The organism is Haloferula sp. BvORR071, assembly GCF_000739615.1.
GTDB lineage: Bacteria > Verrucomicrobiota > Verrucomicrobiia > Verrucomicrobiales > Akkermansiaceae > Haloferula.
The window spans coordinates 20,721-35,114 of record NZ_BATP01000019.1 but is presented as its reverse complement, the minus strand read 5'-3'; the positions used below and the strand labels follow the sequence as shown (position 1 = coordinate 35,114).

At 61.4% G+C, this 14,394-nt stretch carries 11 protein-coding genes; 1 reads left to right on the top strand and 10 read right to left on the bottom strand.

Annotation, left to right across the window (positions count from 1 at the left end; translation table 11 throughout):
* Positions 1 to 84 precede the first annotated feature (84 nt).
* Positions 85 to 2,094 carry a family 20 glycosylhydrolase gene (locus tag BV071_RS08440; RefSeq protein WP_052573060.1) on the top strand — a complete coding sequence of 670 codons (2,010 nt, stop codon included), beginning with the start codon at positions 85 to 87 and terminating at the stop codon, positions 2,092 to 2,094.
* Positions 2,095 to 2,233: 139 nt separating this feature from the next.
* On the opposite strand, the gene BV071_RS08435 is transcribed toward BV071_RS08440, so the two are convergent.
* The 10 genes from BV071_RS08435 to BV071_RS08385 form a co-directional block, all read right to left on the bottom strand.
* Positions 2,234 to 3,379: an endo-1,4-beta-xylanase gene (locus BV071_RS08435; protein WP_035604960.1), complete on the bottom strand. Its 1,146-nt coding sequence runs from the start codon at positions 3,377 to 3,379 to the stop codon at positions 2,234 to 2,236.
* Between the two features lie 56 nt (positions 3,380 to 3,435).
* Entirely contained in the window at positions 3,436 to 4,329 is an 894-nt protein-coding gene (locus BV071_RS08430) for an alpha/beta hydrolase-fold protein (RefSeq protein ID WP_081885872.1), read from the bottom strand.
* A 149-nt stretch (positions 4,330 to 4,478) separates the two neighbouring features.
* Complete coding sequence (locus BV071_RS36115; protein WP_343123399.1) at positions 4,479 to 4,667, bottom strand: SEC-C metal-binding domain-containing protein; 189 nt, start codon at positions 4,665 to 4,667, stop codon at positions 4,479 to 4,481.
* Between the two features lie 179 nt (positions 4,668 to 4,846).
* Positions 4,847 to 6,196: a hypothetical protein gene (locus BV071_RS08425; RefSeq protein WP_035604956.1), complete on the bottom strand. Its 1,350-nt coding sequence runs from the start codon at positions 6,194 to 6,196 to the stop codon at positions 4,847 to 4,849.
* A gap of 204 nt (positions 6,197 to 6,400) precedes the next feature.
* A complete protein-coding gene (locus tag BV071_RS08420) occupies positions 6,401 to 8,080 on the bottom strand; it encodes a prenyltransferase/squalene oxidase repeat-containing protein (protein ID WP_035604954.1) in 1,680 nt (559 codons plus the stop codon).
* A 131-nt stretch (positions 8,081 to 8,211) separates the two neighbouring features.
* A complete protein-coding gene (locus BV071_RS08415) occupies positions 8,212 to 8,670 on the bottom strand; it encodes a biopolymer transporter ExbD (RefSeq protein WP_035604951.1) in 459 nt (152 codons plus the stop codon).
* Between the two features lie 7 nt (positions 8,671 to 8,677).
* Entirely contained in the window at positions 8,678 to 9,115 is a 438-nt protein-coding gene (locus BV071_RS08410) for a biopolymer transporter ExbD (RefSeq protein WP_035604948.1), read from the bottom strand.
* A 127-nt stretch (positions 9,116 to 9,242) separates the two neighbouring features.
* The gene (locus BV071_RS08405) at positions 9,243 to 10,025 is read right to left on the bottom strand and encodes a MotA/TolQ/ExbB proton channel family protein (RefSeq protein ID WP_052573059.1); all 783 of its coding nucleotides are present in this window, start codon (positions 10,023 to 10,025) and stop codon (positions 9,243 to 9,245) included.
* 133 nt (positions 10,026 to 10,158) lie between these two features.
* A complete protein-coding gene (locus tag BV071_RS32685; RefSeq protein WP_052573058.1) occupies positions 10,159 to 11,001 on the bottom strand; it encodes a hypothetical protein in 843 nt (280 codons plus the stop codon).
* 11 nt (positions 11,002 to 11,012) lie between these two features.
* Complete coding sequence (locus tag BV071_RS08385; RefSeq protein WP_035604937.1) at positions 11,013 to 13,994, bottom strand: tetratricopeptide repeat protein; 2,982 nt, start codon at positions 13,992 to 13,994, stop codon at positions 11,013 to 11,015.
* Positions 13,995 to 14,394: the final 400 nt, after the last annotated feature.

Sequence of the window (14,394 nt, the reverse complement as noted above, 5' to 3'; positions counted from 1 at the left end):
GGCCTGCTTCCGTCACAAATCGCAAATTGCCTGCGCATCTTCCCGATTGTTCCGCCCCTTGGGATTCGTTGAACTGCGACCCATATGCGAAAAGCCCTGCTTGCCACTGCCTTGTTGTCCTCGCTTGCCAGCGCGGAGCCGACCATCATCCCGCTGCCGAAGGAGATGAAGGAAGGGCAGGGGAGCTTCCCGGTGTCGCCGGAGACGGGCATCCGCTACGATGCTGCGCTCGACGGGATCACCAAGCTCTTCGCCGCGGACCTCAAGGAGCGCACCGGCCAAGAGCCGAAGACCGTCCGCGAGGAGCTCCGCATCATGCTGCCCTCAGAGATCCGGCTGGACCTGGACAACTCGCTGGACCTCAAACCTGGCGGCTACAAGCTGGAAGTCACCCCGAAGGGCGTCACCGTGATCGGCAAGGACGTGGCCGGTGCATGGTACGGCACTCGTAGTATTCTCCAGATGCTGCCCGCCAAGGGCACGGATGCATGGACCGACAAGGCGGGTGCGCCGGTTCCCGTGGTCTCGATCACCGATGAGCCGCGCTTTGTTTGGCGCGGCATGCACCTCGATGTCGGCCGTCATTTCTTCCCGGCAGAGGATATCAAGAAGTTCATCGACTGGCTGGCCTTCCACAAGCTGAACACCTTCCACTGGCATCTCAGCGAGGACCAGGGCTGGCGGATCGAGATCAAGAAGTATCCCAAGCTGACCGAGGTCGGAGCCTTCCGCGATTCCTCGCCGCCCTATGGCAACCGCAACTCGGACGACGGCAAGCGCTACGGCGGCTTCTACACCCAGGAACAGATTAAGGACATCGTGGCCTACGCCGCGGCGCGCCAGATCACCATCGTCCCTGAGATCGATATGCCTGGTCACATGGCGGCGGCGATCGCAGCCTATCCCGAGTTCGGCAATTCCGATATCCCCGGCTACGCGCCGAAGGTGATCGGCCGCTGGGGCGTGCATCCCTACACGCTCGCGCCGACCGAGGAGACCTTCCGCTTCGTCGATGACGTCCTGACCGAGCTCTGCGCGCTCTTCCCCTCCCAATACATCCACATCGGCGGCGATGAGGCCCCCAAGGACCAGTGGGAGAAGTCCCCGCGGGTCAAGGAGCTGATGAAGAAGGAGGGGCTGAAGGACGGTCATGACGTGCAGAGTTACTTCATCAAGCGCGTCGAGAAGATGCTTGAGAAGAAGGGCCGCAAGCTTGTCGGCTGGGATGAAATCCGCGAAGGCGGCCTCTCGCCGAATGCCACGGTGATGTCATGGCGTGGCGAGGGCGGTGGCATCGCTTCCGCGAAGGAAGGCCACGACGTGGTGATGGCCTCTAACAGCCATCTCTACTTCGACCACTACCAAGGTGTCGCGAAGGACGAACTCGCCAAGGGCGAGCAGTTCGAAGCGATCGGCGGCTTCCTCCCGATCTCGAAGGTCTATTCCTACGACCCCGTGCCGAAGGCCCTCAGCCCGGCGGAGGCCAAGCACGTCCTCGGTGTCCAAGCCCAGCTCTGGACCGAGTACATGAAGGATTGGTACAAGGTGGAATACATGGCCTTCCCGCGCGTTGCCGCACTGTCCGAAGTCGCGTGGACCCCGGTCGAGCGCAAGGACTACGCGGGTTTCCGCGGTCGCCTCGATGGCATCCTCAAGCACTACGATGCCGCGGGCGTGAAGCACGGTGATCCCCTCGACCCGCCGAAGCGCGAGACCAAGGACGGCAGCACCATCACGACCTCGCTCGGCGCCTATCAGGACCACTGGCCCGAGTTCGCCTACGACGGGAAGCCCGGCACCTTCTTCTGGGCCGATCGCGCCCTCAAGGCGGATGACCACGTGACCCTGAAGTTCCGTGCCGCCGTCTCCGGCAAGGCCAAGGTAGTCACCGGCGGTCCCGCCAGCCAGAACGGCGACAAGCTCGCTGGTGGCGTGCTGGAGGCCTCCAGCGATGGGTCTCAATGGACCCAGGTTGCGGAGTTCAAGGACGGCAGCGCAGAAGGCGCACTGCCCGCCGGCACCACCGGCCTGCGCATCCGCGTGACCAAGCCCCAGGAGAACTGGCTGATCATCCACGAGATCACCGTGGAGTAATAGCAAGCGCAGGCGTGGTGGCGAGACCACGGAAGCGACGAGTGCGGCTCGACCCACGCTACAGCGTCAGCGTTCGAGCCCGCACTCGACTCTCCACGCGCCATCGATGCACAGGAGAGCCACTGATTGAGCCGTTTCCTCAGCGCTTCTCGCTGCTGGCGTCCTTCAATACCGCGAAGAACGCGGGCTTCGGCTTCAACGACCGGTCAATCAGCAGGGGATAGTTGCTTCGCCCCCGGATCGGGAAATGGTTCAGCCAACTCTGCCCATCGTGCAGGCCCCAGAGGGTCACACGGGTGACTGACTTCGGGTACTTCAGATAAACTTGGAATAGCTCTGCATAGCGGCTCGCCAGCTTTCCTTGGATCTCTTCCGGAAGCCCGTCGGCATAGGGATTCAAGGCCGGGTCGGCTTGCTCCCGGCGATTGATATCGGCAATCCCCGCTGCCCCTCGTGATGGCAGCACATCCACATCCAGTTCGGTCACCATCACTTTCAGTCCCAAGGCAGAGATCTGCTTGATGGTTTCCTCCACCTCCGCAAGGGGCGGCTGGCTCAATTGGAAGTGGGACTGCGTACCCACTCCGTCGATGGGCACACCACGCTCGATCAGACCTCGCAGCATCGCAATGCAGCGGGCGCGCTTGCGTGGATCTTCCAAGCCATAGTCGTTGTAATAAAGCTCGGCCTTGGGGTCTGCCTCCTTCGCGAAGCGGAAGGCTTGGTCGATGAAATCATCGCCGATGATGCGCTTCCAAGGCGAGTCCCTCAAGGTCTCCGGACCGCCATCGGCCAAGGCCTCATTCACCACATCCCAGCCGTGAATGCGACCCTTGTAGCGGCCGACCACCATCTGGATGTGATCCCGCATCCGTTTCAGCAAGAGTTCGCGGGTCGCGGGCTTGCCATCCTCGCCCTGGAAGACCCAAGCGGGAGTTTGGCTATGCCACACCAGCGTGTGCCCGATCAGCTTCATGCGGTGCTTCTCCGCGAAGTCGGCATAGGCATCGGCTCGCTTGAAATCGTAGCGCCCGGGCCACGGCTGCAGCGATTGCCACTTCAAGTCATTCTCAGGCGTGAGTGACGAAAACTGCATCGCGGCGATCTCGGCTTCCTTCGGCGAGCGTCCATCGATTTGCGCCGTGTTGAGCGCCACTCCGACCAGGAAATGGTCGGCAAAGGCCGTGCGTAGGCTGGCCTTATCCTCGTTCTTTGCCGCGTGTGAGAGCCCCGCCACCCAGATGGCTGTCAGGACGAGGAGCAATCCCAGTGAAGGAGATCTCATGATCAGGATGGGCTAGGCCGGGCTACATCGCTGCCGCCGGCCCCGGCAGGCAGGTCTCAACGGAAAATCTTTTGGGCAAACTCATACAGGATGTGCGCCCAGTGGGTGGCATCGTGGCCATTGCCGTCCACGTGCCACACATGGGGCACATCTTTCTCCTTCAAGTAGGCATGCATCCCTTGGCTGATATTGATCAGGCCGTCCTTGTTGCCACAGGTGAGCAGAAGATATTTGAGTTTGGCTTTTGTAGCGGCCGGATCCGGAACCAGGGTCGCCGGCGGCTTGGTATTGGGAGCGGAGGAGAAGGCTCCAATCCAAGCAAAGGTGTCTAGATGGGTCAGTCCGAAGTTCAGCGTCTGTCCTCCTCCCATCGAGAGCCCTGCGAGCGCCCGGTGTTCCCGGTCGGCGAGCGTGCTGAAGCGGCCATCAATCGCCGGGATCACATCGTCGAAGAGGTCCTTCTCGAAGTCGGCAAAGGCGGGGGCAGCTGCATAGATATCGCCCTCCGCACGGTCGTTCTTCTGGGCCCTGCCATTCGGCATCACGACGATCATGGGCACGGCCTTCTTGTCGGCGATGAGCTTGTCCATCAGCGCATCCACCTTGGCAAAGCGCTGCCATTCGGTCTCATCCCCGCCGATCCCGTGCAGGAGATACAAGACCGGATACTTGGTTTCCTTCGAGTATTCGGCGGGTGTGTAAACCTGCATCCGGCGCTTGGTTCCGACACTCTTCGACTCGTATTCCACCATTTCCAGCCGGCCGTGGGGAATATCCGCCACCGCCGTGTTGAAGCCCGTCGGCGGCTCCTCGAAGGCCGGCTTGTCATCCGGTCCGAGAACAACCGGACGGCTCAGGGCTGACTTGGGATCAGGCTTCGGCTCAGCGGAGTGGCTGATCGCGGAAGTCGCGACGAATGCGGTCAAAGCGAAGGACAACGCGGCTTTCATCTGGGTAGGGAGCTTGGGGCGAATTCGGAACAGGAGGGATCCTGACCAAATTACACCCCGTCCCGGGCGCGATGTTTCGGCTCGTGCCACGAATTCGCGATCCGCGGCCGCGAAGGTGCCGGAAATCGTGTCATCCCTCGGCTTCGCTACTATCGCGGACAGGCAGTGGGCCGTGCGGCCTTGATCGACCCGCTACTCCCTAAAAGTACTGGTCCCGCAAGGACCCGTCGTGGGTCCCCTTCCTGAGACAGCAGTTCTTGAAATTTGGAACTGGAACCGCAGGGACAGGGATCGTTCCTGCCGAGCTTTTCGCTGAGTTCCTTGTCGCCGTTTACCACCCGGAAACTTCGCTTCACGCGGGTCTCGGAGGGGAAGCCCTTGCGACGCTTACTGGTCCGCTCGTAGAAAGCAGCCGCCGTCTTGCTCGAATGTGGAGTCGTTCATGGTGTCCTCCTTGTTAAGTTAGGTCGGGGCGGACCATGGCGGCGCGGCCCCGACCTGTCGAGCTACTTCGAGCTTACAAGCCCAGCTTGCCGCGCCCCGGCACGCGCTTCCACACCGGACCATTCGGGTCGTAGGGTGGCGCATTGTCGGCCTTGGCAGGGGGCGGCACCTCGTTGTCCAAGCGGAAGAGCGGGAAAACCGGCGATCCCGAGGAGCTGGCCTCATACTTCTGGCCGACCTCCTCGATCAGCAGGGAGGCGCAGAACAAGCCGCCCGGGATTTCGCTGACCAGGATCTCGATCGGATACTTTGTGCCTGCCTCGGCAGTGAATTCCGCGCCAGCGGCCAGGCCGCCGATCGCGCCGTTCCAGTTACGGGTACTGTCGTACTCGTAGTAGGTCACCGGGCGCTTCATCGGGTAGTCCTTGCGGAAGATCTTTTCCCAATCCTCATTCTCGGCCTTGCCCTTGAGGAACTGGATGCCATTGCCGGCGAGGTAGATGCCCGCGGTGCCGGAGGTGAAGCCGTGGTCGAAGACGTGCTTGTTGTTGAAGCGGACCACCAGCACGTCATCCCCCGCGCCGATGAAGCGGTATTTCCCGCTGCGCGGTGGGGTCACATTCCCGCGGTAGACCACCACCCAGCGGCTCGGCTGCACTTCCTTTTCGCAGGAGAAGGCGGCAGGAGCGGCATCCGCGGGCATCAGTGGGATGTAGAGCTTGGTTTGGTAGAGTTTGACGCTCGCCTTGTAGTAGTCGTCCAGGATGCTCTCCTTCCAGCCGCGGTTGCAGAACTCGTGGATCACATCGCGGATCTTCTCGTTGGTCATCCCGGAGTCCTTCCGCTTGTTGGTCTGCTTCAGGTCATAGAAGCTGCCCTCGAGCGCATTCTCGTTCGGATTGATCATGCCGAAGGGATTCTGCATGCCGGTGCCCATTCCCTTGCCCGGGCCGGTTCCGCTGCCGAAGCCTTGGCCGTGACCATCCCCACGGCCACCGCCGCTGCCGCTGCCACCCATGCCACCGGCCATCCCGCCCGAGCCGATCTGCCCGAGCGAGGCCATCTGGGTTGACTCATCCTGCTCCGGCAGGGCGATCCGGCTGGCGGCACCTTCCACGACCACGCGTGACAGGTTCGGCCGCACCTGTGACGCCTGCTTCTTGGCCATCTTGTCCTGCGAGGCAGGATTGCCGCCACCGCCGCCGGTGGGCATGAAATCAACCAGCTTCTCATTCGGCGGCGGAATGATTCTCAGCACCCAGACCGCGCCTATGCATAGCAGGATCACGTGGATGATCACTGAGACGGAAAGCGAGCCACCACCCAGCCGCTGCCAGAAGGACAGCTTCGGCTTTTCATAAATCACCTGGGTCTCGGGCTCCGGCTCAAGGGGAAGGGTTTCGTCGAAGTCGTCTTTGCTCATCGGGGTTTCGGGATGCCATGGGGGAAACGACTGCGACGACGGAACCTTAGGAAAAAGCCTCCGGAACTTCATGAAAACGAATTTCACAGACCAAAAACCAGCATCGGACGTCGCCTTGTGCCGCCCTCTCAGAACACAAAAAACCCCGGTCGCAATGACCGGGGTCTTTGGTTTTGAAGCTGATTAAATCCGCCCGGGAAGAGCTTAGATCGACTTGCGACCGCCGCCCATACCAGTGCCACCGGCATTCAGGAAGCGGTAGTAAACCTCGAGCATCAGCGTGCAGAGGGCGGTGCGGTAGACCGCGCCGTTGATATTGGCGTCGGCATACTGGCCACCCACGGCGCGGAGCTTCTGGCCACCGCCGGGGATCTTGAAGGAACCGTCGCCTTCCTGATTGTTCAGGAGCTGGTCGCGGAAGAGGTCGTTGTAGAACTTCCAGTCATCGCCACCCCGCTGCATCATTGCCTGCGACTCGTAGTAGTGGCCGTAGAGATCCGCGAATTGGCTGTTATAGTCGAACTTGGTATTGGCCCGGAGATACTCCGCGCCCTTGCGGACCGTCGCGCTACCGCCCTTGCCCCACATCTGGTGGCAGAGCATGCCCACACCGGTGAGGGTGAAGTAGGAACCGTCGCCTGCCGGGGTCTTGCCAGCGTAGCCGAAGCCGCCGTTTTCAGCCTGGCAACCTTCAAGATACTTGAGGCCCTTGTTGATGGCACCGGTCATGCCCTTGTACTTTAGCTTGGAGTGCTCGCAGGCCTTGAGCGCCTGGATCTGCCAGCCGGAGATCGAAACGTCACCGCCGCGGTCATTGTCCGTGACGTAGTCGTAGTCCCAGCCACCGGAGCGCTCGTGCTGCTTGTCGATGATGATCTGGCCGGCCTTCTGGGTCACCTCCATGAGGTTCGGGATATCGACCTTGAGCTCGCGGCAGAACGTGGCGGCTTCGCCGAGCGCGTAGGTCGCGATCGCGTGCTCGTAGGGGTAGTGCTTGTCGCCGAGCACCGTGGTGAGCTTGCCGTCATTGTCGCCGCGCGAGCCGACATTCACCAGATAGACGATGCCGTTCAGGCAGGACTGGCCGAATTCCTCGGAAGCCGGGGTTTCGCAGTGGCCGAAGTAGGCCAGCAGGGCCAAGCCGGTCATGGCGCACTGGTTCTTGTCACCCCATGAGCCGTCGGAGTTCTGCTTGGACTTCAGCCATTGCAGCGCCTTGGTCACTGCCTCGTCGCACTGTGGGGTGCCACCGTTGGCGGTCAGACGCTCCAAGCGGTCTTCCTTCGAGCAGCGCTTGCGCATCGACTCAGGGATCAGGCCGAACATCTTGCCCGAACCACCGCCGCCGAAACCGAAGCCCTTGCCGTCGCCGCGACCGCCGCCGCTGCCCTTGCCGAAGCCGCTGCCTTCGCCGGCACCGCCGAGGCCGCCGGACATGCCGCCGCCGCTCAGTGAGCTGAGGGTGGACATCTCGCCGAAGTTGTCACCCGGGTCCGGAATCGAGAAATCCGACTTCGCGCCTTCCACGAAGACCCGCTTCACGTTCTGCGAGGGGGTCATCTGGGCGCGCTTCTTCTGCTGCACGTCATACTGCATGCCACGCTCGCCACCGCCGCCGCCACCGCCGCCGTTCGGCATGAAGTCGACGGTCTTTTCCGGCGGGTAGATTGTGCGGAAAACCCAGAAGGCACCGAGGATCAGCAGCACCACGTGGAAGAGGATCGCGATCGAAAGCGCGCCGCCGCCGATCCGCTGCCACATGCTGAGCTTCTTGCGCTCCATCAGCACCGGCCCTTCCTGGTACTCGTAGTACTCCTGGGGCTGCTCGCCCTGGGGCGATTCGTAGTATTCAAACGAGCCGTCGTCCTTGTTGGGATCGTTCATGGGCTGGGGTAATTGGTTTTTCCGTCGAAAAGTGGCGAGGCAAGGAAACGCTAAGTTCCACCCCCCATTCTAGGGGTGGAACGCGCGAACAGGAAATTCTTTTGTAAGAAGAAGGATTAAGCCGCCACCCCTTACTCGGGGGCACCGGCCTGGAAGGTCACGTCGCTGATCTTGGCCCGGGTCAGGGAATCCAGGACATCCACCACGCGCTGGTATTCAGCCAGTTCGTTCGCGTAGATGGTGACCAGGACCTTGGACTGGGTGGCCTCGGAGCTCTGCTTCAGCGCGTAGAGGGCACTGGTGAGCGCCGGCATGTCCTTCGACTGCGGGTCGTCCACCGGATCCTCGTTGAGGGAAACCTGGCCGTCGTCGTCGATCATAACCGAGATTTCGTCCGGCATGGACACGGCTTCAGCCGTCGCCTCGGTCCCGGGCAGCTTGGTGATGTGGGCGTTTTCCACTTGGATATCGCCCGCCTTCACCATGAAGAAGAGCAAGATCACGAAGACCACGTCGATCATCGGCGCGATCTGGAAGCCCAGATTGACTTCGGAAGACTGCTTCCGGCGGTGACTGCGTTTCTTTTTCATCGGCGTGTCACTTGTTGGATGCGGCGAAAGCAATGTCGGCGACGCCAGCTTCCCCGATCAGGTTCATCACCCGCTGGATCTCTCCGGCTGGCATTTTGGCATCACCACGGACGACCACGCGCAGAAGCTTGTCCTTCTCGGCCATGGCCTTGAGGTTTGGAATCAAGTCCTCCCAGTTGGTGTAGGTCTTGTCATCCATGATCAGGATGCCCTTCTTGTTGCCGTCCGGGCTCAAGCGCAGGTTCACGGCGACCTCGTGCTTGGCCATCGCGGGATCCTTCTTATTTGCGTGCGGTGACGTGGGCAGCTTGAGCTCCTTGTCCACCTTCAGCACTTCCGCCGAGGTGATCATGACGAAGAACACGAGCAGCACCAACAGCACGTCGATCATCGGGGCAATCTGGAATTCCGGTTCCCCGTCTCCGCCTCCTCCTCCTCCGGCCATGGTTTTATTAAATTAGGAAATTTGTATTTGGAATCCTGACTCCGAAACCTGGATCCGGGATTCCACGCGGGAGATCCTGGATCAGGTGATTTCAGAACGGGCTCTAGGTCCTTGCTTCCCCGCGGCTTCAGCCTTCGGGTGCGTCGATCCAGTTCGGCAGGGCGGCGTAGGTCTCTTCTTGGCCCACGTCGGTGTTCTGCAGGTACTCGTAAGGAGCGTTGCGGAACAGGCGCTCGCATTCGCCCTGAAGGTTGTGGACCGCGCCCTGCAGCTTGTTCCGCAGGAAGTAGAAGGAGCCGAAGGCCGGGATGGCGACCAGAAGACCGGTCGCAGTGGCGACAAGCACCTCACCGATGTGGCCGGCCAGCTCACCGACACCGCCGGAGAGGCCGGTGGAACCGAGCGAGCCGAAGGCGCCCTTCATGCCCGCCACCGTGCCGAGCAGACCGATCATCGGGGCGCAAACACCGATAACCGAAAGGTAGTTGATGCGGGTCTGCAGGGTCGAATTGATCTTATCCACGGTGGAGTAGATCGCTTCTTCCGTCGCGTCCTTGCCGTGGCCGATCGAACTAAGGCCGGCGCGGACCACTTCGGCGTAGGGGCTGACGCCAGCCTTCATCGCTTGATAGGCACCCACATAGTCACCCGCGCGGAAACGGTCCTGGGCGGTCGCCACGTCTTCCGGCGGTGTCATCTTCGGCCGGTTGGTGCGCATCCAGATATCGATCACAAGCCAGACCATCGCAATCGAGCAAATGAGCAGGAAGTGCATCACGATCCCGCCCTGAGTGTAGAGGGTGATCAGACTTTCCTTCTTGCCTTCAGCGTGGGCGGCGCCTTCCGCGGCGAACGCGGTCATTGGAGCGAGGAGGGTGACAGCAAAGGCTGCCTGGATGGTCTTTTTCATGTAGCTGGTTTTATCGGAATTTCGCGAGGGATTGAGTGCAGTAGCGTCTAGATCGGTAAGCGTTGGCTGTTTCCGGATGGCGGGCAAGGCTGGATTCCTTGCCCGGACCGTCTGCGGAACGCCGGAGTGACGATTATTTGAGGCCTTGTAGCGCCTTGTTGGCGGCAGCACCGACAGAGGTGCCCTTGCTGCCGCGGACGGCGGAAGTGAGAAGCGCCACAGCTTCCTCACGACGATCGGGTTTCAATTTGATAAGCTCCGCGGCATTCATCTCCGCAGCGCTCGTGAGGATCAGGCCGCTGGCCGGATACAGGCAGCCGATCGACAGGTAGCTGGCGAGGGCCTCGTCCTTCCGGTCCAGCTTGGCCAAGAGCTTGGCGCGGAAGTAGGACGCGTAGGCGCAGACGTCGACCGAATTGGAATCGCTGATCAGTTCGGCCATCTTGGCCAGACGGTCGGCCGCCTTCACCGTCATTGGCAAGGCGAGCACCTCGCCCAGACGCACGGTGGGATCCGAGCCCGATTCCGGGGTCGCCTCGGAGATCTCCTTGCCGAGGGCCGCAGCCTTCGCCGGCTCGTTGTAGAGCGAGTAGGCGATCACCAGCGAGCGCGCGGCTTCCAGCCAGTAGTTGCCGGGCACGGCGGCGGTTGGGCGGTGTTCGGTGACCACCGGTTCGAGCATTTTCACGGCCTCACCCGGCTCGTCCATCAGGATCAGTGAGATGCCGCGCTTGATGCCGTTCGGCCTCTCTCCGGAGACGTGCGAGGCGGCTTGCAGCGACATGGTCTCGGCGGTGGGGCCGCCCTTGATCGTGAACTTCGTGCCATCGAAGCTGACGTTGCTCAGCTCCACGGAACGACCATTCAGGAAGACCAGCTTGTTGCCTTCTCCCTGGGCATGAAGCAGCGGGGAGGTGCAGGCGAGGGCGATCAGGGCAAGGAGGGCGGACCGGCCGCCAGTAAAAGGGTTTTTCATAGGGCCGGAAATCATGGGGGCAGCAGTTGGGCGGCTTTCTTGGCTTCGGGGGTGTCTTTCAGACGCGGGTTGTCCCGGAGCTGTTTGAGGGTCTCGGTGGCGAGATCGCGGTTCCCCAGATCGGTGGCGACTTCGTAAGCTCCCATGTAGGCGGCGGCACAGATGTCCGTCTCCTTCTGGTAGGCGGTGTAGACCCGCTGATAGTAGCCGTGTGCACTCTTGAGGGTTTCCACCTTCGTCTTGGTGTCCTGGTTCCGCGCCTTCTTGCGCAGGATTTCGCAGAGCACCATGTAGGTCTTCGGCACCGTGCGGCCGCGGAAGGACCGGCTGTTGCCCACAATCTCCATCGCCAGCGCCTCGGCTTCCGGCAGTTTCTCCAGATCCCGGAGTGCCTCCAGCTTGCCGAAGGTTGCCTCCTTGAGGCGCGACATGCCGGGCAGGTTGTTGATCGCGTTTTCGAAGAGCTCGAATGCCTTCTGCGGCTCCTTGCGTGCCAAGGCCACTTGGCCGAGGCCGACTGGACCCGCGTCCGAGAAGGTGCTGTCCATGTACTTGTCCGCCAGGCGGCGATACATTTCCTCGGCGCGGTCGAGCTTGCCCTCCTTGAGCAGGATGTCAGCGCAGGTGGCCAGCAGCTCGGGGCTGAAGGCGTCGACGGGGATGCTCTCGTCGTTTGCGATGTTCGAGAGGTAGCCCTCGGCGGTCTTGGGATCCCGCATCATGTTGGCGAGCTGGGCCCGGCCATAGTAGATGCGTGCGTTGGTGGTCGGGTTCTCCTTGCCTTCGGCCGCCTTGGTCAGCATCGCCGTGAGCTTTTCGTCCAACTCCTTGGCAAGCTCGGGAGTCGGCTTGCGCGGCTTCATGCTCTTGACGATCTCGGTGATGAGATACTCGACCTGCACCTTGTCAGGATTGCCGATGTTCTTGGCCATCACGTCGGCTAGCACCTGGGCTCCTTCCTCGGGCTTGCCGAGGCGGGTCATCGCCTTGGAGACCCAGTTGGCGGACATCATCGCCATCTGGTGGTCGGGCTTCTCCTTGAGAAACTTGCCGTGAAGATCGGCGATACCCTGCCAGTCCTTGCGGCCCTGCAGGATGGTGGTGGCGGAATCCATGCCGTATTGGATCACGTCATCCGGGCTGTCGGACCACACCGCCTTGAGGAAGGCTTCGAGCGCGTGGTCTTCGTAGGACTTGATCGCCGCGGGAGGGTTGCCCTTGTTCCAGGCATCCAAGGCCTTCTGGTCGAGGCCCGCAGGCGGCGACATCTTCTTCTTCCAGGTGTCCGCGATCAGGGTGGTCATCGAGCCAGCCGCCGGATCGTTCGGATTCTTGGCGAGGAAGCCGGTGAGGTTGTCGATGATGTTCTTGGACTGGTCGACCTCCTTGTCGTTGGAGTCGATGAAGGCCAAGCGGTAGAGCATGTCGCCCGCGTAGTGGCCGCTGGGGTAAGCATTCAGGTAATCCCGGCACCACTTCAGGGTCTCCTTGTATTTGTTGGAGAGGAAGTAGCCCATCGCGATGCGGTACATCGCGTTCTCCTTCATGGTGGAGTTCGGATAGTCCTTGAGGAACTTCTCGAACATTTCCGCCGCCGGCAGGAATTCGCCTTGCTGGAACTTCGCCACGCCTTGGAAGAAGGCGAAGCGGTCGAGATTCGGGGACTGCGGGAACTTGGCCGCCAGATCCTCGTAAAAGCTCTGCACCTTCGGCCAGTCACCGGTTCCCACCAGCACCTCACCGGCCAGTGTCGCCACCTGCTCGATGTTCGGCGCCTGCGGATACTTGGTCATGAACTGATTGGTCAGTTCTTGGATCTTGGTGTTATCCTTCAGCTCGTTGTAGAGCACGATCTCGGCGTAAGCCGCCTTCTCTGCGTCGGTCGCGGTCGGGTGCTTTTCGCGGATGGTGCTGAAGCACAGCAGCGCCTCGGCGCGGCGTTCCAGATAGTAGTAGCAGCGGCCGCGGCGCATCAGCAGCGCGGCATCAAGGTCATTGATCTTCTCGATCGCTTCCTTTGCCTCGGTGTTCAGCTTGATGGCGGCTTCCTCGGTGCTGATCAGTTCGCCGAGGTTGTTCGAGCGTTCGCCGAGCATCTTCTTCTCTTCGGCAGCCTTGCGTGCCTTGAGCATGTCCAGATCCTTGCGCGCCTTTTCCAAGGAAGCTGCCTGGATCCGCAGGATTTCTTCGCGCGGCGGGACCGAACGATAGATCGACAAGGCGGCTTCGTACTTTTCGGCCTGCACCATCGCGTCGCCCTTCACCACCACCTGGTTGCTGTACCAGGCGATCGCTTCGCGGATGCCGGGCTGGCCGATCAAGCGGTCAAGGTAGGCGACCAGATCGTCCAACTGGTCGGTTTCCGCCAGCAGGCCGATGACTTCCACCGCGGCGGCGGTTTGCTGTGGCGTGCGCACGTCCGAGCCCATCAGGCTGCGGAACACGGTCAGAGCCTCGCTGTTCTTGTCGGTCTCGATGTAAACTTGGCCGAGCGCGAGGCCCGCTTCGGTGCGCAGCTTGGGATCGGCTGCGGCTTTCTTGAAGGCCTCGATCGCCGCCTTCTGCTTCTCCTCGCCACCTTGCAGTATGGCGGCCTTGCCAATGCCAAGGTAGCAGCGGCTGGTGTATTCGCCCTTCGGGAACTTCTTGGCGCCCTCGTCGAAAGCTTTCTCTGCTTCCGCGGCGTTGCCTGCCAGCAGGTTAGCGAGGCCGAGGTTGAATTGCAGGAACTCCAACGCGGGATGCGCGCTGCCAATTCCCTTGATCAATTCTGTGAGCTTTGCGGTGACAGTCGCGTAGTCCTGCGTGCCGAAGGCCTTTTCGGCCTCATCCCACAGCTTGGCCTGCATGCCGGGCGCCATGGTTTGCTGTTGGCCCGGAGCTGCCGGCGGCGTGACGGGTTTCGGCTGCTGTGCCGTGACCATACCGGCCGTCGCGACCAGCAGGAAGGCACCGAGTACATGGCTCGGGACGTAGGTTTTTGCCACTCTCATAAAGGGAGAAATTTTTCGCTTTGCTCCCCCTTGTCAAGCGGGAGTTGGAAACTGCGTGAATCCTTGAAAATCCGGGACCGGGGGGGAATCCAAGGGGTCGTATCGATGCCGGATATATGATGTAGATGCAAGCACGTGATCGCGTGATAGAGGGGTTCTGGAGGCTTGCCTTTCAAGCTCAGGGAGTCGGGTGAATCTGCATGGAAACAAACGGTTAAACGATGCTCGGGCGCAGTTCTTAGAAGCCATTGGGAAATATCTGGATCGTCCCGCGAAACTTTCTTCGCAGAATTTGGTTTAAGGCCGGACGCCGCAGCAAAGCGGGGTCAGCGAGAGGCCCCGGGAATGCTCGCGAAGGGCACGAGGACACCCTCAAAACGGAGGGTGACGACGGCTCGAT